This window comes from Povalibacter uvarum (genome assembly GCF_014202975.1).
Taxonomy (GTDB): Bacteria; Pseudomonadota; Gammaproteobacteria; order Steroidobacterales; family Steroidobacteraceae; genus Steroidobacter; species Steroidobacter uvarum.
The window spans coordinates 1,054,049-1,075,190 of the sequence record NZ_JACHHZ010000001.1 but is presented as its reverse complement, the minus strand read 5'-3'; the positions used below and the strand labels follow the sequence as shown (position 1 = coordinate 1,075,190).

Annotated in this window: 18 protein-coding genes and 2 riboswitches; of the genes, 11 read left to right on the top strand and 7 right to left on the bottom strand. The window is 62.6% G+C overall.

What is annotated here, in order from left to right; genetic code table 11:
• Positions 1-109: 109 nt before the first annotated feature.
• Positions 110-225, bottom strand: a riboswitch (SAM riboswitch).
• 187 nt (positions 226-412) lie between these two features.
• Genes HNQ60_RS04585 through hisIE form a run of 9 tightly spaced genes read left to right on the top strand, consistent with a single transcriptional unit; the run spans position 413 to position 7,836 of the window.
• Positions 413-730 (top strand): YerC/YecD family TrpR-related protein, encoded by a 318-nt coding sequence (locus HNQ60_RS04585; protein WP_184329811.1) that lies wholly within the window; start codon positions 413-415, stop codon positions 728-730.
• A gap of 13 nt (positions 731-743) precedes the next feature.
• Positions 744-1,643: an ATP phosphoribosyltransferase gene (gene hisG / locus HNQ60_RS04580; protein WP_184329810.1), complete on the top strand. Its 900-nt coding sequence runs from the start codon at positions 744-746 to the stop codon at positions 1,641-1,643.
• Positions 1,640-2,962, top strand: a complete 1,323-nt coding sequence (gene hisD / locus HNQ60_RS04575; protein WP_184329809.1) for a histidinol dehydrogenase — start codon at positions 1,640-1,642, stop codon at positions 2,960-2,962. The genes hisG and hisD overlap by 4 nt, the downstream gene beginning before the upstream one ends.
• The gene (hisC, locus tag HNQ60_RS04570) at positions 2,959-4,047 is read left to right on the top strand and encodes a histidinol-phosphate transaminase (RefSeq protein ID WP_221304008.1); all 1,089 of its coding nucleotides are present in this window, start codon (positions 2,959-2,961) and stop codon (positions 4,045-4,047) included. The genes hisD and hisC overlap by 4 nt, the downstream gene beginning before the upstream one ends.
• Entirely contained in the window at positions 4,044-5,108 is a 1,065-nt protein-coding gene (gene hisB, locus HNQ60_RS04565) for a bifunctional histidinol-phosphatase/imidazoleglycerol-phosphate dehydratase HisB (protein ID WP_184329808.1), read from the top strand. Before hisC ends, hisB begins: the two co-directional genes overlap by 4 nt.
• The gene (gene hisH, locus HNQ60_RS04560; protein ID WP_184329807.1) at positions 5,105-5,701 is read left to right on the top strand and encodes an imidazole glycerol phosphate synthase subunit HisH; all 597 of its coding nucleotides are present in this window, start codon (positions 5,105-5,107) and stop codon (positions 5,699-5,701) included. The genes hisB and hisH overlap by 4 nt, the downstream gene beginning before the upstream one ends.
• Positions 5,702-5,720: 19 nt before the next feature.
• Positions 5,721-6,479, top strand: a complete 759-nt coding sequence (gene hisA, locus HNQ60_RS04555) for a 1-(5-phosphoribosyl)-5-[(5-phosphoribosylamino)methylideneamino]imidazole-4-carboxamide isomerase (protein ID WP_184329806.1) — start codon at positions 5,721-5,723, stop codon at positions 6,477-6,479.
• Positions 6,443-7,210 carry an imidazole glycerol phosphate synthase subunit HisF gene (hisF, locus tag HNQ60_RS04550; protein WP_184330187.1) on the top strand — a complete coding sequence of 256 codons (768 nt, stop codon included), beginning with the start codon at positions 6,443-6,445 and terminating at the stop codon, positions 7,208-7,210. Before hisA ends, hisF begins: the two co-directional genes overlap by 37 nt.
• Positions 7,207-7,836 (top strand): bifunctional phosphoribosyl-AMP cyclohydrolase/phosphoribosyl-ATP diphosphatase HisIE, encoded by a 630-nt coding sequence (gene hisIE / locus HNQ60_RS04545; protein WP_184329805.1) that lies wholly within the window; start codon positions 7,207-7,209, stop codon positions 7,834-7,836. Before hisF ends, hisIE begins: the two co-directional genes overlap by 4 nt.
• A 3-nt stretch (positions 7,837-7,839) precedes the next feature.
• Here hisIE and HNQ60_RS04540 read toward each other — a convergent pair whose 3' ends face one another.
• The 5 genes from HNQ60_RS04540 to HNQ60_RS04520 form a co-directional block, all read right to left on the bottom strand.
• A complete protein-coding gene (locus HNQ60_RS04540) occupies positions 7,840-8,748 on the bottom strand; it encodes an SMP-30/gluconolactonase/LRE family protein (RefSeq protein WP_184329804.1) in 909 nt (302 codons plus the stop codon).
• Between the two features lie 73 nt (positions 8,749-8,821).
• Complete coding sequence (locus HNQ60_RS04535) at positions 8,822-11,434, bottom strand: bifunctional aspartate kinase/diaminopimelate decarboxylase (protein ID WP_184329803.1); 2,613 nt, start codon at positions 11,432-11,434, stop codon at positions 8,822-8,824.
• Between the two features lie 125 nt (positions 11,435-11,559).
• The gene (locus tag HNQ60_RS04530; protein WP_184329802.1) at positions 11,560-11,784 is read right to left on the bottom strand and encodes a hypothetical protein; all 225 of its coding nucleotides are present in this window, start codon (positions 11,782-11,784) and stop codon (positions 11,560-11,562) included.
• A gap of 195 nt (positions 11,785-11,979) precedes the next feature.
• The gene (locus HNQ60_RS04525; protein ID WP_184329801.1) at positions 11,980-12,801 is read right to left on the bottom strand and encodes an SAM hydrolase/SAM-dependent halogenase family protein; all 822 of its coding nucleotides are present in this window, start codon (positions 12,799-12,801) and stop codon (positions 11,980-11,982) included.
• Positions 12,802-12,900: 99 nt separating this feature from the next.
• Entirely contained in the window at positions 12,901-13,767 is an 867-nt protein-coding gene (locus tag HNQ60_RS04520; protein WP_184329800.1) for a MaoC/PaaZ C-terminal domain-containing protein, read from the bottom strand.
• A 127-nt stretch (positions 13,768-13,894) separates the two neighbouring features.
• Positions 13,895-13,987, top strand: a riboswitch (ZMP/ZTP riboswitch).
• Between the two features lie 26 nt (positions 13,988-14,013).
• On the opposite strand from HNQ60_RS04520, the gene HNQ60_RS04515 reads away from it, so the two are divergent.
• Positions 14,014-15,273 carry a serine hydroxymethyltransferase gene (locus HNQ60_RS04515; protein ID WP_184329799.1) on the top strand — a complete coding sequence of 420 codons (1,260 nt, stop codon included), beginning with the start codon at positions 14,014-14,016 and terminating at the stop codon, positions 15,271-15,273.
• A gap of 115 nt (positions 15,274-15,388) precedes the next feature.
• Here the strand turns inward: HNQ60_RS04515 and HNQ60_RS04510 are convergent, their stop codons facing one another.
• Entirely contained in the window at positions 15,389-16,480 is a 1,092-nt protein-coding gene (locus tag HNQ60_RS04510) for an ABC transporter ATP-binding protein (protein ID WP_184329798.1), read from the bottom strand.
• 72 nt (positions 16,481-16,552) lie between these two features.
• Between HNQ60_RS04510 and HNQ60_RS04505 the strand changes: the two genes are divergently transcribed.
• On the top strand, positions 16,553-17,905 hold the full coding sequence (locus HNQ60_RS04505) for a GH1 family beta-glucosidase (protein WP_184329797.1): 1,353 nt from the start codon (positions 16,553-16,555) through the stop codon (positions 17,903-17,905).
• Positions 17,906-18,018: 113 nt separating this feature from the next.
• Here HNQ60_RS04505 and HNQ60_RS04500 read toward each other — a convergent pair whose 3' ends face one another.
• Complete coding sequence (locus HNQ60_RS04500) at positions 18,019-21,102, bottom strand: discoidin domain-containing protein (protein ID WP_184329796.1); 3,084 nt, start codon at positions 21,100-21,102, stop codon at positions 18,019-18,021.
• Positions 21,103-21,142 lie beyond the last annotated feature (40 nt).

The window sequence follows — 21,142 nt, the reverse complement described above, 5'->3', positions numbered from 1 at the left end:
GCGGAATCAAGGTTTCGCGCATCGCAGAAACCCCACGGAGTACCCGTAGTGGCAGGTCGCTGTGGACCATCTGCCCCATTCCGGCAAAGGAATGACGCAGCTTCCCAGCAACTCATCTGTCGGGACCTGACGGTCTCCGCAGGAGTTGGCACCTTTTCGAGGTGGTTAGCCTCGACGGTTGCCCCGGCTTCCAAGGGCCTTACCCTCCGCCGGTCTCGATGAGCGGCGAGAAGTCTATGGGCCCCGACCGCGAAGCGTCAAGGAAATCAACTGCATGGACATCACGAAACCGGGGTGTTTTGCGGGAATGCCTCATCGCGGTGCGCAAACTGAGGTTGACGGCCCGACGCGCCGGGTATTAATGTACTAGCACGCTAGTACATTAATACATTCCTCCCACCGATCCCGGGTCATGAAAGAACACCGATTGGTAACGCCGCGCCAGGAAGCGCTGGCGGAGCGATCCCTATTCGCTGCCGTCCTGACGCTCAAGAGCGTCGATGAATGTCGGTCCTTCTTCCGGGACCTGTGCACGCCCGCCGAGCTTCAGGCGCTCGCGGATCGTTGGGCCGTAGTGGGCCTTCTGCAGGAAGGCGTTCCGTATCGTGAGATCCACAAGCAGACCGGCGTGAGTGTCACGACCATCGGCAGGGTCGCTCGCTACCTTACGAACGGCAATGGCGGCTATTCCCTGGCTGCTGGCCGACTGAAAGAAAGCCGCGTGGGCTGAGGCAGATCACATCATGGATAAATCATCGCGCCTCAAAGTGGCCTTGCAGAAATCCGGCCGCCTCACCGAGAACTCCCTCGACCTGCTCGCGCGCTGCGGGCTCAAGTACAGCCGCGGCAAAGATCAGCTGATGTGCTACGGCGAGAACATGCCGCTCGATGTGCTGTTCGTGCGCGACGATGACATTCCGGATCTCGTGCAGCAGGACGTCTGCGATCTCGGCATCGTCGGACTCAACGTCATCGAAGAGAAGCGCCTGTCCTTCCAGACGCGTGGCGTTTCCCCCCTCTTCGAACAGGTGATGGTTCTGGACTACGGCAAGTGCCGGCTGTCCATCGCCGTGCCCGATGGCACGGAGTACAAGGATGCCAGCTCGCTCCGCGGCAAACGCATCGCAACGACTTATCCGAACATCCTCGCCCGCTTCCTTCGTGAACGCGATGTGCAGGCCGAAGTCGTGACGATGTCGGGCGCGGTGGAAATCGCGCCTCGCCTCGGTCGCGCGGATTTCATCTGCGATCTCGTTTCCACCGGCTCGACACTCATTGCCAATCACCTGTCCGAAGCGGAAACCGTGATGGAGAGTCAGGCTGCCATCATCAGCACGCCTGTGCCCGTGACCATGGAAAAGCAGGAATGGATTCATCGCCTGACGATGCGCATCGACGGCGTGCAGCAGGTCAAGGAGAGCAAGTACATCATGCTGCATGCGCCTCGCGAGAAGCTCGCCGAGATCCGCAAGCTTCTGCCCGGCAGCGAATCACCGACGATCATGCCGCTCGACGGCGCCGGCGACAAAGTCGCGGTGCACGCCGTTTGCCGCGAGAATGTGTTCTGGGAGACGCTCGAAGGCCTCAAAGGTGCCGGCGCCAGCGCGATTCTCGTGTTGCCTGTCGAGAAGATGCTCGCATGACGCTTCCAGCCCTCCTCGACTGGTCGCAGCTATCCGCGAGCGATCGTCTCAAGGCGCTGCAGCGTCCCGCGCAAGAGAACGTGGACGCCTTGAACGCATCGGTTCGCCAGATCATCGCGGACGTGCGAGCGCGTGGTGACACAGCACTTCTCGAGTACACGCAACGCTTCGATGGCGTCGATCTGGCGGCGCTGCAGGTGAGCGACGCTGAGTTCACGAGCGCCGCCGCGGCCCTCAATGAAGATCAGCTGGCAGCGCTGCATCGCGCGATTGCGAATGTCAGCCGCTTCCATGTTGCGCAACTCGCTGACCCAATCAGAATCGAGACATCACCGGGCGTCGTATGTGAACGCCACTATCGTCCCATTGATTCAGTCGGACTCTATGTTCCCGCCGGTGTAGCCCCCCTGCCCTCGGCAGCGATCATGTTGGCTGTACCCGCGAGGATCGCGGGTTGTCCGACACGAATTGTGTGTACTCCGCCGCGCAAGGACGGCACCGCCGATCCCGCTGTGCTGGTTGCTGCCCGCCTCTGCGGTGTCGAACGAATCTTCAAAGTCGGCGGCGCACAAGCGATTGCAGCGATGGCCTACGGAACGCACACAATCCCGAAGGTCGATAAAGTGTTCGGTCCGGGCAACGCGTGGGTCACAGCAGCGAAGCTGCTCGCGGCCAACGACGCAGACGGAGCAGCGCTCGACTTGCCGGCCGGCCCCTCGGAAGTTCTGGTCATCGCGGATGAGTCGGCCCGCGCCGAGTTCGTCGCCGCCGACCTGCTCGCCCAGGCCGAGCACAGCATCGATGCACAAGCGATTCTCGTGACGACCTCGAAGACACTGGCCCAGGAAACGTTGTTGCAGCTCGAGCAGCAGATGCAACGACTGGATCGCGAGAGCACGCTGCGCAAGTCCATCGCCCACGCACGGATCTTCGTTGTGGATTCGCTCGACGTCGCCTTCGACGTCAGCAACAGCTACGCCCCGGAGCATCTGATCGTTCAAACCCGCAATGCCCGCGCCTGGCTGCCGAAGATCCGAAACGCCGGCTCTGTATTCCTCGGCACCTGGACTCCGGAAACGATGGGTGACTACTGCAGCGGGACGAACCACGTGCTGCCGACCTACGGTTTCGCACGCGCATACAGCGGTCTCTCGATGACGGACTTCATGAAGCGGATCACCGTCCAGGAACTGAGCGACGAAGGCCTGCGCGATCTGGGCCCGACTGCTGTGACGATCGCCCAGCTCGAAGGTCTCGATGCGCATGCCAACGCAGTCCAGGTGCGGCTGCGTCATCTCGAAGCGGCGGCCCGGCCATGATCAGCGTCCTTCAACTCGCTCGCCCGGAGATCCTGACGCTTCGGCCGTACGAACATGCAGCCTGGGAGCCGGCATTCGAGCGGATGCACGCCAACGAAATGCCCTGGCGCGCTTCGCAGGAAGACAGTGCTGCCGGCCTGAATCGATATCCAGAGCCGCAACCGCAAGAGCTGATCGAGCATCTCGCTGAGCTCTACGGAACCGCTCCCGACAATGTCCTCGCGGGTCGCGGCAGCGATGAAGGCATCGATCTGCTCGTACGCGCGTTCTGCCGAGCCGGCGAAGACAGCATCATGATCTGTCCGCCGACGTTCGGCATGTACAAGGTGTCCGCGCGCATTCAAGGCGCGGGCGTCGTCGAGGTGCCGCTGCTGAAAGAGCGCGGCTATGCCCTTGATGTGGAACGAGTCCTCGCGGCCTGGAATGACAAGGTCAAGCTGGTCTTCGTCTGCTCACCGAACAACCCCACGGGCAATCTGCTGGATCGCGCTGCCATCGAAACTCTTTGTTCGAAGCTGACTGACAAGGCGATCGTCGTCGTCGACGAAGCCTATATCGAGTTCGCGGGTGTCGAGAGCATCGTCCCCGCGCTGGCCCGATTCGAGAATCTCGTCGTACTGCGCACGCTTTCCAAGGCGTACGCGCTGGCGGGAGCACGTTGCGGCGCTTTGCTTGCCCACAAGGACATCGTCGCGTTGCTTTCCGGCGTCATCACGCCGTATGCCCTGCCGACTCACACCATCGAGTCCGTCCTGCTCTGCACTGACGCTTCACACCGCGCAGAGGCTCAGGCACGCATCCAGACCATTTTGCGCGAGCGCGAAGTTCTTCTGAACGCATTGGCCGCAGTGCCGGCGGTGCGCAGGGTTTGGCGCAGCGATTCGAATTTCCTGCTGCTCCAGTGTGTCGACGTGAAAGGCGTGCTGGATGCCGCGATGTCGGGCGGGCTTATCATCCGCGACTTGCGATCGAACCCATTGCTGGCTGATTGCGTCCGCGTGTCCGTCGGCACGCCAGAGCAGAACGCTCGTCTGCTTCGTACGCTCGAGCGACTGCCTGGCGCTGTTTCCGGAGACGCCGCATGAGCGCAAAAAGGGTCCTTTTCATCGATCGGGACGGCACGATCATCGAAGAGCCGGCCGACTATCAGATCGACAGCCTGCAGAAGTTCCGGCTGGTGGCGGGTGTTGTTCCCGCCCTTCTCGCGCTTCGCGATGCGGGCTACACGTTCGTCATGGTGAGCAACCAGGACGGACTGGGTACGCAAAGCTTTCCCGAACCCTCTTTTCGCGAACCGCACGAGTTCCTGCAGCGACTGCTTTCATCGCAGGGAATCTCGTTCGAGGCGGAGTTCATCTGTCCGCACTTTCCCACGGATGGATGTGCCTGCCGCAAGCCCAAAACAGGGCTGCTCGAGGCGTATCTCGAGGCGAACTCGCTCGATCTGACTCACAGCTATGTGATCGGCGACCGTGAAACGGACCTCGAGCTTGCCCGCAACATCGGAGTCACGGGTCTGCGTATCGGTCCGGACGAAGGATGGCCCGAGATCGCCGCGAAGCTGACTCGCTCGCAGCGCACGGCAACCATCGATCGCAAGACCAAGGAGACGGATATCCGCGTGGCCGTGAACCTCGACGCGGAGTCGCCGATCCACGTGACCACCGGACTGGGCTTCTTCGATCACATGCTGGAGCAGATCGCGAAGCACGGCGGGTTCTCGCTGCAGCTCACGTGCAAAGGCGATCTGCACATCGATGAGCATCACACTGTCGAAGATTGCGCGCTGGCGCTCGGACAGGCACTGCGCGCTGCGCTTGGTGACAAGCGTGGCATTCAGCGCTATGGATTCCTGCTGGCCATGGACGAAGCGCTCGCGCAGGTCGCAATCGATCTGTCGGGCCGGGCCTACTTCGTCTTCGAGGGCCAGTTCGGTCGCGACTCCGTCGGGCAGTTGCCCACCGAGCTCGTGCCGCATTTCTTCCGCTCACTTGCGGACACGCTGGGCGCCGCGATCAATATCAAGGTCACGGGCGAGAACACGCATCACATGATCGAAGGCTGTTTCAAAGGGGTCGGACGCGCGTTGCGTCAGGCGATCCGCATCGAAGGCTCCGAGCTGCCGAGCACGAAGGGAACGCTGTGACGAACGGAGTTGCCATCATCGACAGCGGCGGCGCGAACATCGCGTCTCTCGAACTTGCGATGGAACGTCTCGGTGTTCCCGCGGAGTTGACCACCGATCCTGAGAAGCTGCGCGCGGCCAGTCACGTGATCCTGCCCGGCGTCGGCGCCGCAGCCGACTGCATGGGCCGTCTGCAGAAGGCAGGACTCGTCGAAACGATCCGCGGACTCAAACAACCGGTTCTCGGCATCTGCGTCGGCATGCAGCTTCTGTTCGATTCATCAGAAGAAGGCGATGTGCAGTGCCTCGGACTATTGCCGGGCCGCGTTCGGCGACTGCCCGATCGCGACAATTTGCCCGTACCCCACATGGGCTGGAATCAACTCGAGTTCAACGGAAAAACCTCATTGCTGAATGACATCCGGCCTGGAGACTACGTCTACTTCGTGCATAGCTACGCGGCCCCCGTCAGTGAGCTGACGCTTGCAACGACCCAGTACGGCGATCCGTTCGCGGCAGTCGTCCGCCGCGGCAACGTCTATGGTGCGCAGTTTCACCCGGAGCGGTCGGCGCGCATCGGTGCGCAACTGCTGCGCAACTTCGTGCAACTGTAGGAACGAAAGGACTCGATCCATGGAACTGATTCCTGCTATCGATCTGAAGGACGGGCGCTGCGTGCGGCTCTTCCAGGGCGACTTCGCGGCGGAAACCGTCTACTCCAACGAACCGGCCCAGGTGCTGGATCACTATCTGTCGCTCGGTGCGCGACGGGTCCACGTCGTGGATCTCGACGGTGCTCGCGACGGCAACCAGCAGAACCGGGCTATCGTCGCGGACCTTGTCGCTCGCGGTCGTGCGATCCTGCAGGTCGGCGGCGGCCTGCGTACGCTTGATCGAGTGAAAGACATTCTCGCCACCGGCGTCGAGCGCGCTGTCGTCGGCAGTGTCGCAGTCACAGCGCCGGACGATGTCATGCGCTGGATGACGCAGGTCGACCCGAAACGTATCGTGCTGGCCTTCGACGTGCGTATCGACTCCGCCGGCATGCCGTTGCTGACGACGCATGGCTGGCAGAAGACGAGCGACACCGTTCTCTGGCAGGCGGTCGACCAATTCATGAAAGTCGGGCTGGCTCATGTGCTCTGCACCGACATCTCGCGCGACGGCGCGCTGACGGGCCCCAACTGTGAGTTGTACGCGGAGGCGGTGCGCCGCTTTCCAGAACTGCAGTGGCAGGCCTCAGGCGGCGTAAGCAACGCTCGAGACCTGCATGCCTTGCGCGACTGCGGCGTCGCTGCCGTGATCAGCGGCAAGGCGATGCTGGAGAAGCGCATTTCTTCCGAGGAGCTGCGGCCATTCTTGCCAAACGCATCATCCCCTGCCTCGACGTAAGGGACGGCCAGGTCGTCAAAGGCGTTCGCTTCCGCGACCATGTGGTCGTGGGCGACATCCTCGAGCTTGCGACGCGCTATCGCGACGAAGGCGCGGACGAGCTCGTGTTCTACGACATCACAGCGAGTCCCGACGGTCGATCGGTCGATCGCAGCTGGGTGAGTCGCGTCGCTCGCATTCTCGACATTCCCTTCTGTGTCGCCGGCGGCATTCGTTCCGTGGAGGACGCCGAAGAAGTGCTCGGCGAGGGCGCCGAGAAGGTGTCGATCAACTCCCCCGCCCTCGCGGATCCCGATCTCATCTCACGACTGAATGCTCGCTTCGGAGCGCAGTGCGTCGTCGTCGGCATCGACAGCCAGACGGTGGAAGGCGCGTATCACGTCTATCAGTTCACAGGCGATCCATCGCGCACGCGCAATACGGCGCGTCTTACCCTCGACTGGGTTCGCGAAGTCCAGGAACGCGGGGCCGGCGAGATCGTACTCAATTGCATGGCCAGCGACGGAGTGCGCAAAGGCTACGACATCGAGCAACTGCGCGCGGTGAGGAATCTCTGCCGGGTGCCGCTCATTGCGTCAGGCGGCGCCGGTGCGCCGGAGCATTTTGAAGCTGTGTTCGCTGACGCTCGCGTCGACGGTGCTCTGGCGGCAAGCGTCTTCCATACGGGCGCCATCGCCATCCCCGACCTCAAGCAATACCTGCGCGGTCGCGCAATCGAGATCCGGCCATGAATCTTGCGCAGATCAGAACGCTCGACTGGGAGAAAGGCGACGGTCTCCTGCCGGCAATCGTTCAGGATTGCGCTACCGGGCAGGTGCTGATGCTGGGCTTCATGAATGCTGAAGCGCTGCGGACGACGCTGGAGAGCGGTCGCGTGACGTTCTTCAGCCGCAGCAAGAATCGTCTCTGGACCAAGGGCGAAACTTCAGGCCACTTCCTCAGCGTCGTGGCCGTCGCGGAGGATTGCGACAAGGATTCACTGCTCATTACAGCGCGCCCCGAGGGACCGACGTGCCACAACGGCACCGATAGTTGCTTCGGCGATGACATCCGCTCCGAAGCCGCCGGCCTCTCATTCCTAGCGAGGCTCGAGTCGGTGCTCGCCCAGCGTATCGCCGATCGGCCCGAGGGCAGTTATACGGCCCGACTCTGGTCCGAAGGCACCACGCGCATCGCACAGAAGGTGGGTGAAGAAGGTGTCGAAGTAGCGCTGGCAGCAGTCACACAAGCAGACGAGCGGCTCGTCAGCGAGTCAGCCGATCTGATCTTTCATCTCGCGCTGCTGCTCAAGAATCGGGGATTGTCGCTGGCCACTGTCGTTGCCGAGCTCGAGCAGCGTCATCGCGCCAAGCCCTGATCGTCACGCGTTGTAGTTCAATTTCAGGCCGGGTCGCGGCCAGCGTGCCTTGACGAGCTTCCCGGTCGCCGACAGCGTGATGTACGCATCGCGCATGTCAGCCCCGCCGAAGCAGATGTTCGTCGTCAACGGATCCGGAAACGCCTCGTGTTCGAAGGAACCATCCGGCCGAAAAACGGTGATGCCTCCGTTCAGCAGCGTCGCCGAACACACGTTGCCGTTCTCCTCCACGGCGAGACTGTCGAGCAGCTGATGATTGGGCAGCGTGCAAACGACACGTCCGCGCGGACCGCCGGGAACGAACGGCACGAGCTTCCCGGGCGACGCGATGTCGAAGGCCCACAGCTTCCCCGTGTCTGTGTCGTTGCAGTAGACGACCTTCTCATCCGGCGACAATCCCACGCCGTTGAGTGACACAGCGTGATAAACGGCGCGATGCAAATGAGAGCCGTCCGGCCTGGCGTGGAAGAGACCGCTGTGATCGCGACTACGCGAAAAGCGCTTGCCCAGATCGGTAAACCACAAGCCGCCCTCGCGATCGAACACGAGATCGTTCGGCCCGCCGAGCCTTTCGCCGTCGAAGGAATCGTAAACGCGCTCGAACGTACCGGTGGCCAGATTCACCCGCTCGATGCGCCCCGTGGTGTAGTCCTTCGCCGCCTGGCCGGGATACAGCAGGCCATTGACGTTGTGCCATTGAAAGCCGCCGTTGTTGCACACGTAGACGGCGCCGTCGGGGCCGACCGCGGCACCGTTCGGTCCGCCGCCGAGGTTCGCAATGACTTCGGTGCGGCCATTCCAGACGCGCGTCAAAGTGCCGCGCGCGATCTCGACGAGGATGACTGATCCGTCATCCATCGCGACGGGGCCTTCGGGAAACTGCAGTCCTTCTGCGAGAACTTCGAATTGCATGAGAGTGACGGTGCTGAGGGCGGTGCGTTCATTGTGCACCGCCCTTCACTATCCGTCACCGCTTGCGCGGGGCCTAGATGAGGAACTCTTTCGCCGGTTCGCGCAGGTTGTATGTCGACGACATCGCACGGCCGTATGCGCCCGCCGTTGCGATCAGCAGAACATCGCCTTCCTGAGTCGGCGGCAGCAATCGATCGAGACCGAGCTGATCGCCGGATTCGCAGATCGGACCGACGACGTTGACGACTTCCGTCGCCAGCGCGTCGAGGCGGCTGAGATTCAGGATCTCGTGATGCGAACCGTAGAGCGCCGGACGAATGAGCGAGTTCATGCCGGTCGCCACGCCGACATATTGCACTTCGCCCTTGCCCTTCAGCTGCGTGACCTGTGCGAGCAGCACACCAGCCTCAGCGACGAGATAGCGACCCGGCTCGATCCAGAGGGTGAGCTTCGGATGAGCCGCCTTCAGTGCGCTGAGAGCGGAAGCGAACTCCGTCAGCACGACTCCCTGCTGGCCGAGGCGTTCCGGTACGCCCAGACCACCACCGAGATCCACTGTGTGGACATCCGGGAAGCGCTGAGTGAGGCCCGTGAGGGTCTCGCCAACCGACTGCCAGTTGTCGACGTTGAACACGCCGCTGCCCGTGTGAGCGTGCAGTCCAACCACGCGCGCGCCCGATGCGTTGATGAGCCGGGTCAGCTCCTCCATTTCGAAGAGCGGAACGCCGAACTTCGAATGCACGCCTGCTGTGCGGACCTTGTCGTGATGGCCGCGCCCGTAGCCCGTATCGATACGAACGAAAACGTCCTTGCCCTTGAACAGCTCCGGCCACGCCTTGAGCGGATGCAGGTTGTCGAGCGTGACCCAGATGCCCTGCTCGAGTCCCCAGACGTATTCGTCGCGCGGCGCGAAATTCGGCGTGAAGAGGATTCGCTTGCGATCGAGCCCCGGCAGCGTCCGCATGACGTGCTCGACTTCGTTGCGCGAGACGCATTCGAAGCCGAGTCCTTCGTCGTGGAACAGCTTGAGGATCTCGGGATGCCAGTTCGCCTTGAGCGCGTAGAACACGCCGTCGATGCCCGGAAGCGCCTTCAGCGCCTGCGCCTTGCCCTTGAGCGTGTTGCGATCGTAGACAAACGCGGCGCCGTTCTTGCGGCCCAGCTCTACAAGCTCATTGCGACGGACGTGCCACCACTGCGTCGACGTGTCGGTGACCTTGCTTGCGCCGCCGTACAGCTCTTCCCACGTCGGACCCAGGACGCGATCCGCCGTCATCTTGCGGATGGCGATCTCGTGCAGTCGCGACACGAGCCGGTCGCCCTGCTCTTCGTCGATCACGAACGTGATGTTGAGATCGTTTGCCGCCTGGGTGACGAGATAGATCTTCTGTTCTTCGAAGAGCTCGAGCGCATCGCCGAGCCGGTGAAGAATCGCGCGGATGTTGCGACCGACGAGGCTCACCGCGGCGCAAGGTCCGATGACCTGCACGCGGCAGATCTTGCCGAGGTCGAGCGTGAGCGCGTCCATGGCGGCCTTGGTCAGCGTATTCGCAGCAGGATCGAGCGACACAGTGACGCTCGTCTCCGAAGTCGACACGAGGTCGATGGAGATGCCGTGATCCTTGAACACCTGGAAGGCATCGGCGAGGAAGCCCACCGAATGCCACATCCCGACCGTTTCCATCGAGACGAGCGTGATGTTCTTCTTGATCGTGACGGCCTTCACCTGAGCGGCGATGTTGCCGCCCTGCGCCGTGATGACCGTGCCCTCGAGCTTCGGCGTCTGTGTCGCGAAGACGTAAAGCGGAATAGCGTACTGCTTCACCGGCATGATGCAGCGCGGGTGCAGCACCTTCGCTCCGCTGCTGGCGATTTCCTGTGCTTCGTCGTATTCGAGCGCTCGCAGCAGCCGGGCGGTCGTGACTGAACGGGGATTCGCGCTGAACATGCCCGGCACGTCGGTCCAGATCTCCAGTCGGCGCGCCTGCAATTTCGCGGCGAGGTAGCTGCCGGAAGTGTCGGAACCGCCGCGACCAAGAAGAACCGTGTCGCCCTTGTCGTCGCTCGCAATGAAACCCTGTGTGATCCAGACGGTGCCTGGTGACGACCAGCGACGCTGCAGCTCGACGTCGGGCTCGTATGCACAGGTCGCCGAGAGATAGCTCGAACGCACGTTCGCATTGCGACGCTGTTCGGCCTTCAGCACGGTGCGCACGTCGACCCACTGAACATCGAGCCCCTGCGCGGTGAGGAACGCTGCGCCGAGACGCGTTGCCATGAGCTCGCCCTGAGCCATGACGCGGGCATGCAAACGCTCGCTCACTTCGCCGACGAGGGAAATACCCGCGGCGATCTGGTGCAGTCGCTTGAACTGATCCTCGAGATCCGGAGAAGGAACGATGCCGAGGTCGCGGGCGAGATCGCGGTGACGCTGTTCGATCTGCGCCATCACCGGCTGCCAGGCTCCGGTCAGCGCGAGTGACAACAGCTGTTCGAGCCTGTCAGTGATGCCAGAGAGCGCGGAATGCACCACGACAGGACGCAGCCCCTCGGCAAGACGATCGCGCAGCACGGCGGCGACGTTTTTCCAATTGGCCGCGGACGACACGCTCGTGCCACCGAACTTGAGCACCACCCACGGCGAATTCCCGGGAGAAGCCCCCGGAGCGGAATCAGCGATCGTCATTGGAATCCCCATTTGCTTCGAATCCGGCGGGACTGCGTGGCGCAATCCATCAGCGCCTGTGTTGCCGACACAGGCAGCGCAAGGTGACCTCCGCCGTTGTCCGGCGTCAGGTCACCGCGTTGAGACTATTCTTCGTCCTCGAAATCGAGGAGCTCTTTCTTAAGCCGGCGTTCGGCCAGAACGTCTTCGAGTTTGCTCCATGCGGCCTTGCCCTTTTTCGCATCTTTGGCGGCGCTGGGGCGCGCGCGGCGGTCCACTTTGTCGATGAATCGATCGAAGTTCTGTTCCTCGTCGCTCTCAGCGACGAAGTCATCATCGATATCGAAGTGTTCGTCGTCTCTCTCCACCATGATGATTCCTGGGGTGATTCCTCGAAAAATCCTGATAAATCAACTACATCGGCACTCGCGGGGTGCCGCGGCCTGCGGACTATATACGATGCGCGGCGGTTTTCAATGGCCGTTTCGCGGCAATTCCCGAAGGTTGGACCGATGCCTCGTAAATGGTTCGTCCGCCCGCCAATTCAATGGCTTTCAGGCGACCCTTCAGGTGATCAGGGGATGTCCCTGGTTGGCGACCACAACGGGCGCGCCGCGGCCCAGTCCCAGCCCCTCGGCCGCGCTCTGCTCGGCCCTGGCGATCTCGACCACACCGAAGGAATTGATCAGGGCGAGGTACTGGCCCGGCCGTACGTCCCCGTAGGTGCGTCTCAAGGGGAAACTGTGGCCGGAGGTCCGGACGACCGGGTGAGCGAACCGCTCGATCAGGCGGGCATCGATGTTCGTGATGAGATTCCCGAAGTGATCCATCGTGATGATGACCCCGCTGACCTGGTCACCCGTCACCGCCGGCTCGTCCACCCAGGCCGGCACGATCTCCTTGAGAACCGGCCCCAGATCGGCCAATGAGGCCCGTCCAGCGGCCAGTTCGGCGGCGATCGGCGCAAATATGTCCCGGCCGTGGAAGGTGGCGCTTGGCGCCGGCAGGTGAAACCGGTTCCGGGCGGCCTGCAGGTCCAGCCGATAGATCTGGGCCGACTTCGCCCGGCCGATTACTGGAGCCAGCAGGCCATTGTCCGGGGCCAGGAAGCCGTGTCCGTCAGCCTCCACGGCAATGATGTCCCGCTTCGTGCCGACCCCCGGGTCGACGACGGCCACGTGCACGCTGCCAACTGGGAAATAGGGATACGCCCGGGAAAGCCAGAACCCCGCCTCGGCCGGCCAGTAGACCGGGACCTCGTGGGTGACGTCGATGATTTTGGCGTCGGCGAACCGGCCCAGCATCTGCCCCTTCATCGTCGCGACGAAGGGACCCTGATGCCCGAAGTCAGTGGTGATCGTGACGACGCCACAGGCGGAGAAAGCCATGGTCACCTCGGGAAGCGGATGGCGGATAGCGGATGGTGAATAGCGGAGTCCGGCGGTCCGGTCCGACTATTCACCATCCGCCATCCGCTATCTACTTCTTCAGGAATATTCGAAACGCCCGAAGTCTTCGACGACCACTTTGCGATTCGTGGCGATCAGCCTGAATGCGGCGTCGCCGCTGCCCATGTGCCACACCTCTGCGTGCAGCGGCTCCCCCGGATAGACCGGGCTGCTGAATCGCACGTCGAGGCGCTTCATCCGCGCCGGATCGTCGGCGCACAGCGCCTTGATCAACGCGCGACCGACCATTCCGTAGGCGCCGAGTCCATGAAGGATCGGCCGATCGAAGCCGGCCTGTTTCGCCACCTCCGGATCGATGTGCAACGGGTTGTAGTCGCCCGACAGCCGGTAGATCAGCGCCTGGTTCAGCGATGCATGAATCGGCACCTGCAGATCCGCCGGTCGATCAGACGGCACTGCACGCAGCTTCGGTGCGCCATCGCTCTTGCCGCCGAAGCCGCCGTCGGCCCGCAGGAACACGACGTTGCACATCGTCACGAGAAGATCACCGCTCGCCTTCTCGTACAGCTTGCGCGTGAAGTACATGACGGCGCCTTTCGCTGCGCCCTTGTCGTAGATCTCGTCGATCTTCGATTCGCTGATGAACGTTCCTTCGACGGGCAGCGGCTTGTGAACCTGCAGCGTCTGCTCGCCGTGCAGCAGCATCGTGTAGTTGACGCCGAACTTCGGGTCCGCCAGCCGCATCGCACCGGCGCCCAGCGTCACAGCCATCATGGGAAGTGCGACGAGCTTGCGTTCGTAGACGTACTTGAGCTCGGCCGGGTCGAATGGATCCGCGGCGCCTACGCCGAGGCCCAGTGCATAGAGGATGGTGTCCTTCTTCGAGTAGTCCGCGATGACCGGCTCGAACTGCATGTTCATCAGGTTTTCGTAGTTCAGTGGCATTGGCGTGCTCGTGGCCCGATAGCCGCCGGATTGTTACCGAAGGTCGGCGGACTGGCTACTGCGCCACGAATCTTCACGCACGTCGCGACGCACGATTGCGCTCGCCGGAAGGCTTCACGTACGATGGGGTCAAGCGTGTAACTGGCGTAGATGGATAACCATCGGGAAGCACGCCCGCGGGAGCCCCTCCTGCCGACCGCCGCTCGCCTGGGCACTCAATGTCCCCTTCTTCAGGAGCGAGCCGGCATGCAATCCACACTCGAGCTTCTCAGGTCTTCGGATCCGGATGTCCACGCGGCGATCATCGGCGAGGAACGCCGTCAGCGCGAAGGACTGGAACTGATTCCCTCGGAAAACTATGCGTTCCCCGAGGTCTACGCGACCAATGGCAGCGTATTCGCGAACAAGTACGCCGAGGGCTATCCGGGGCGGCGCTATTACGGCGGCCAGGCCTACACCGACCGGATCGAAACGCTTGCTGTCGAGCGCGCAAAACAGCTCTTTCGGGCCGAACATGCGAACGTGCAACCGCTGAGCGGATCGCCGATGAACCAGGCGGTCTACATGGCGTGCCTTCAGCCCGGGGACACGGTACTGGCGATGGATCTTTCGCACGGCGGCCATCTGACGCACGGCGCGCCGGTGTCCGCGATGGGCAAGATCTTCAACTTCGTTCGCTACAAGACATCGCCGCCCGACGGCCACATCGACTACGACCATGTCCGTTCGCTCGCGCTCGACGTGCGGCCGAAGATCGTGCTCTGCGGTCACTCTTCGTATCCGCGAGAGCTGGACTACGCTCGCTTTCGTGCGATCGCCGACGAAGTCGGCGCATTGACCATGGCCGACGTTTCACACATCGGCGGCCTCATCGCTGGCGGCGCCCTCGCGAATCCGATCGACGCAGGCTTCGACATCGTGACGACGACGACCCACAAGTCGCTGCGCGGTCCACGCGGCGGTTTGATTCTGTGCAAGTCATCGCTCGCACAGCGCATCGATCAGGCGGTGTTTCCTGGAATGCAGGGCGGTCCGCACATGAACGCCGTGGCAGGTATCGCAGTGACGCTGAAGCTGGCGGCCGAGCCTGCTTTCAAAGCCTACGCGCAGCAGGTAATCCGCAACGCACAGCGTCTCGCCGCCGAGCTGCTGCAGCGAGGTTGCAAACTCATCACCGGTGGCACCGAGAATCACTTGCTGGTGATCGACACCATTCAATCGTTCGGCATCGATGGCCGCGTCGCGGAAGCAGCGCTCGACGTTGCGGGCCTCACGGTCAACAAGCAGGTCATTCCCGATGATCCTCGTCCGCCGCTGCGGCCGAGCGGTATCCGGCTGGGCACGCCGGCAATGACGACGCGAGGGCTCGGCGAAGCCGAGATGGTCCTGGTGGCTGACTTCATGACGCGCGCGATGCGGGCACATGAGGATCAGAAGACGCTGGAAGGAATCCACGATGAGGTGCGCGGACTGTGTGCGCGCTTTCCGGTGCCGGGGCTGGAGTAAGCGACCTCCCCCCACAGGCGGGAGTCCAGCTGATGCTCGTCACTCCCGCGAAAGCGGGAGTCCATCCGGCCGGATCGGATGGATTCCCGCTTTCGCGGGAATGACGGCAGCTGGTTCAGTCGATTCTTCCGCCCGTCTCCGCATCGAAGAAATGCAGGCTCTCCGGCGCGATCCCGAGCGTCACGGTCGCACCCGCCGCAGGCAAGTCGTGCGGCGACACTCTGACCACCACCGTCCAATCACCATGCCGGGCATGGATGAACGCTTCGCTGCCGACGGATTCAACGAGGTCGACGGCGGCTTCGAAGCGAATCCCATGCGAGAGGTCGTGCGCCGAGATGCGATGCACGTTCTCGGGCCGCACACCGACGACCACATCGGTTCTTCCGTTGACACGCGCAGCGCTGCTCCCGAGCGACAGCACATGGCCCTGTTTCGTCAGGTGCAACAGACTTCCTTCCGCCTTCAGCTGCCCGCGCCATAGATTCATCGCAGGATTGCCGAGGAATCCGGCCACGAACAGATTGGCCGGATGCGCGTAAATCCTCATGGGTGTATCGATCTGCTGGACCACGCCGTGATTCATGACGACGATGCGCTGCCCGAGCGTCATGGCTTCGACCTGGTCGTGAGTCACATAGATCATCGTCGTGCCCAGCGAACGATGCAGCCGGGCGATTTCCGTTCGCGTCGTCGTGCGCAATCTCGCATCGAGATTCGACAGCGGCTCATCCAGCAGGAAGACCTGCGGCTGGCGCACAAGCGCCCTTCCCAATGCGACGCGCTGTCGCTGGCCGCCTGACAGTTGCTTGGGCAGCCGATCGAGCAGCGCTTCCAGTTCGAGCATCGCGGCCGACTTCGTCACGCGGGCCGCGATGTCAGCCGCACTGTACCCGCGCAGCTTCAATCCGAAGCCGAGGTTCTCCGCCACCGTCATGTGCGGATAGAGCGCATAGCTCTGAAACACCATCGCGATGTCGCGATCGCGTGGCTCGAGTTGCGTCACGTCCTGATTGCCGATGTGAATCGTTCCCTGGGTCACCTCTTCGAGACCGGCGATCATGCGCAGCAATGTGCTCTTGCCGCAGCCGGATGGACCGACCAGCACGAGCAGTTCGCCGTCACCGATAGCGACATCGGCGCCTGCAACGGCAACGTGGCCGTTGTTGTAAACCTTACGCACCGATCGAAGCGCGACTTCGGCCATGCCGTTTCCTCAGATCACATGCGTCCGTTCGACGCGTGCATGTACACTCGAATTCCCATGGCCCGGATCCCCATGACCGTTCCCACCAACCGCTTCCCCGACGACTTCGTCTGGGGCTGCGCGACCTCGGCCTACCAGATCGAAGGATCGCCGCTTGCCGACGGCGCGGGCATGAACGTGTGGCATCGCTTCAGCCACACGCGCGGCCGCGTCGTGAACGATGAGAACGGCGACATCGCCTGCGATCACTATCGGCGCTACGAGAGCGACATCGAGCTGATGAAGCAGCTCGGCCTGCAGGCCTACCGGTTCAGCATCGCGTGGAGCCGCATTCTTCCCGAAGGCACGGGCCGTGTGAATCCCGCCGGCCTGGGATTCTACGAGCGGCTCGTCGACCGGTTGCTGGAGAAAGGCATTCAGCCGACTGCCACGCTCTTCCACTGGGACTTGCCCGTCGCGCTCGATGACCGCGGCGGCTGGCTGAATCGCGATATCGCGGGCTGGTTTGCCGACTACGCCGAGAGCGTCTTTCGCCGCTTCGACGATCGCATCAAGCTGTGGGCGACACTGAACGAGCCCTGGGTCGTTTCGGACAATGGCTACCTGCACGGCACCGCGGCGCCGGGCCATCGCAGCCTGTTCGAAGCACCGATCGCCACGCACAATCTGATGCGCGCCCATGGCGCGGCGGTTCAGGCTTATCGCGCAACAGGTCGTCACCAGATCGGGCTGGTGGTCAACATCGAGCCCAAGTATCCAGCGAGCACGTCGAGCGAGGACGTCGCGGCCACCCGTCGGGCGGAAGCTCAGATGAATCGCCAGTTCATCGAACCCGCGATGCTGGGTCGTTATCCCGAGGAGCTGCGTGACGTCTTCGGCGAGGCCTGGCCTGATTGGCCGGCGTCCGATGTCGAACAGATCCGTCAGCCCATCGATTTCATCGGTCTCAACTACTACACGCGCGCCGTCGTTCGAAACGATCCCGGCGCCTGGCCGCTGCGAGCCGCGCCTGTACGCCAATCGCAGGTGGCTCACACCGAAATGGGCTGGGAAGTTTTTCCGCAAGGGCTCACCGACACCCTTCTGTGGATCAAGGATAGATACGGCGCGCCGCCGATCTATGTCACCGAGAACGGCGCCGCCTTCGCCGATCCAGCGACGGCTGCAGGAGACGTGCTGGACGATCCGCGACGTGTCGAATACTTCCGCACTCACATCCGCGCCGTCCACGATGCAATGCGCGCGGGAGTCGATGTGCGCGGCTATTTCGCATGGTCGATGCTCGACAACTTCGAATGGGCGCTTGGTTACTCGAAGCGCTTCGGCATCATCCACGTCGACTATGCCACCCAGAAGCGCACGCCGAAGGCCAGCGCGACGTTCTACTCCGGCGTCATCGCTTCGAACGGCGCTGTCCTTTTCTGAGAGACGACGGAATTTCACACGGAGTTCACGGAGAGCACGGAGATCGGAGAGTGGGAAACTGATGGTCTTCCGCTCCGTGGTCTCCGTGACCTCCGTGTGCAACTCTTGTCTCCTCATTCCGAGAACTCGATCCTGAAAGGCAGCGACCCGACGCGCAGTTCCTCTCCGAACCAGCGGGCAGTGCCAGCTTTGATGGTCTGACCGCCTGGAGGACGTTCCGGCCAGCTCACTGCGATCCCGCCGAGCGGCAGCAGCATCTTCTCGATCTCTAGAACCCGGACCCTGCCTTCGACTTTGAACGAGTAGCTCAGCAGCCCATAAGGCGTTCGCAGGTCACGAACCGCAAAGCCGTCCTTCTCGATCCATGTCTTCGGCACGCCTGCCATCAGAACCAAGGTATCGTCGGCAGGCCGTTCGTACGCGAACATGTCGAGGAGCGAACGCCCATAGTCGGATGCGACCCATCCGTGCGGCATGTCGCCGATGAAGCGCGTCTTCCGCACTTCGCGCCCGACGACTTCGGCCCACTGATTCCAGTCACCGGGACGACGATCGTTCATGAAGAACTCGAGCAGTTCGTGCGCACGATCGCGCCAGCCCAGCCGAATGAATGTTCCCAGGTTGCGAAGCTCGTATGGCGTGTATGCATCCCAGCTGGTATCGGCGCGGCGCTTGTCGAAGTTGTCCCAGTAGCGTTCGAACGTCGCCATCAGGGCGGTTGGCGGCAACATCTGCTGCTCGCCACCCGGAGACAAGGCGATGGACGTGGAAGTCGCGTCGAAGTCGCCGAGCTCGGCCGCGCCAGGGAGATAGTCGATCTTGTGCATGGCCATCGCGACCTGCAGCGAGCGGTACAGATCGGACCGGAACTCATCCCGCGAGGTGATGAACGTCCGCATCTCGGCCTTCTCATCGAGTGCGCGTGCGATCTTCACCGCTGCCTCGTAGCCAGTCAGCGCCCAGAAGTCGTCCCAGTATGAATGCATCGGCTTGGCCGAATAGCCTTCGTGACTGATCGAAGCGGGCATCAAGCCGTAGAACGCACGCCGATCGCCCTGCTTGTTCGCTTCAGTGCGTTCCGACTGCCGCAGCTTGTCCATGAACGCCACTGCATTGACCACGCGCGGCCACATCTTGCGCAGCAACTCCTTGTCACCGGTGTAACGATAGAGTTCGCTCACCAGGAACAGGAATTCGCCCCCGCTGTCGTTCTCCGGCACCGGGTCGGCACCGCGCACATCGACACAACAGGGAATCTTGCCGTTCGCGAACTGGTAGTCGGCATACCAGAGCAGAAACTCCTTCGCGACATCGCCGTGGCCCATGCGAAGCAGCAACTCCGAAGTCATCGCTCCGTCGCGTATCCAGGAGCGCTCATAGGATCGAGATCCCGGCTGAAGTCCCGGGCCGTCGCGATTGATCAGCACATGGGCCAGCGACGTCCGCAGCGTGTCGAACCAGACCTTGCCGTCCTTCGGCAGATCGAGCTGAACGCGATTGAGCTTCTCGCGCCACTGCGTTCTCACCGTCTCTTCCGTTTGTGGGGCAAGCGCCTGCACTGGACGATCGCGCTGCGCATGCTGCGGCAGGTCGAGAACGATGTCCGTCGACGCACCGGCGGCAAGGTCGAGATCATAGAGAAGCGCACCCGTCGCGAAGCCAGTCTCATCGTGCACCGACGTCGCCTTCACTTGCGACGTCAGCCACTCGCAGGGCGAATCGGCATCGAATGGCATGGCAACGAAGGTTCGCGGCGCCGTCTGGGGCAGGACCGATGCGATCCCGTCGACGCGAACCGCGCCGTTTTCCCAGGCCAGATCCTGGATCGGCGTGAAGCCCCCCGCTGTGTTCAGGAACTGCGCTGGCGGATTGACCTGGAACGGACGCACCGCGAGGGCGAGCGTGAGCTTCCGTGCCGAAGTACCGGGATTGGTCACGCGATAAGTCATGCGAGTGTGCGCATCGCCACGCTCACCTCCCGACAGCGCCGTAATCGACAGATCGACTTGTGGGTGGCGCCATTGAACGGTGGGAATCGGAAGATAGCGTTCCGCCAGCGATTGCGTCGCCTTCACGTCGGCCCAGGTAATCAGTTCCTTGCCGGACAGGATGAAGGGCTCGATGGAGTAACCGGCCTTGCGGGCTTCGATCGCGCCATCCTCCGAGAACAATGCTTCCTCCGAATCGCCATCGACGCCGATCAGCGTCCAGTAGAGCTGCTCGTCGTAGAACGCCCGTGGATAGCATCCTCGCTTGCTCTGCTTGGCCAGCGCCTGCACGAAAGCATTCGGCGAGGCACCGAACTCGAGATCGCGAACGTGCAGCTCCGAGATGCCGACATCGCGACCCTGATCGGGAATGGTCAGTCGTATCCAGCGCGCTTCGGATTCGGGCAACAGATGGGAATCGCGACCGCCGTTGCCCGCCGTCACCGTCCGCACCGTCTTCCACGCGTTGCCGTCGACGGACAGGTCGATCGTGTACTGCGTTGCCTGCTGGTTGCGCAGCCAGTCGATCTCGAGCCCGCCGAACTCCTTCACTTCCTGGAGATCGATGGTGAGTACCTGGGGTTTGCCCGCGACGCGCTGGCTGCGCCAGCCCGACGTGTCCTTGCCATCCAGAATCGCAGCCGCAGGATTCCCCGCTCGTTCAGATGTGGCCTTCACGACAGGCTTGGCGGTTACTTCCTGGCGAACCACCGGCTTCAATGCCAGTCGATCGAACCACAGATTCCCTGCACCGCCCTGCGCTCCAGCACTCACGACAAACTCGATGGAAGAGAACCGCCGCAGCTTCTTGTCGTTGGTGGGTCCCCACGCAAACTCGATCTGCCGGCGTTTGATGCGAATGTTCTGCCAGTCGCCGGAGAACTTGTAGTTCGGCCGCCGGAACCACCACACGTTGTCGCCCGATGCGTCGACGAACTTCACCTCGAAGTGGTTCTGCCCAGCCTCGCCCCGCATCCAGAACGAGATCTCATAGTCGTCCGGCAACTCGACCGGCAGCTTGCGAACGGCCGCGGCATAGCCGGCTGTCTTGTTGAAATCGAACTCGAGCACCAATGCATCGCCTTCGATGCCGCGCGCCTTGTGAACCGACGCACTGACACCATCGGATTCGACGGGCGTCCAGACGCTGACGTCCGCGAACTCGTCCAGCACTCGCAAGTCCGTCTGGGGTGCTTGAGTCGCACTCATCAGCGCTCCCGGTATGAAAAGCAAAGTCGACAACAAGCTC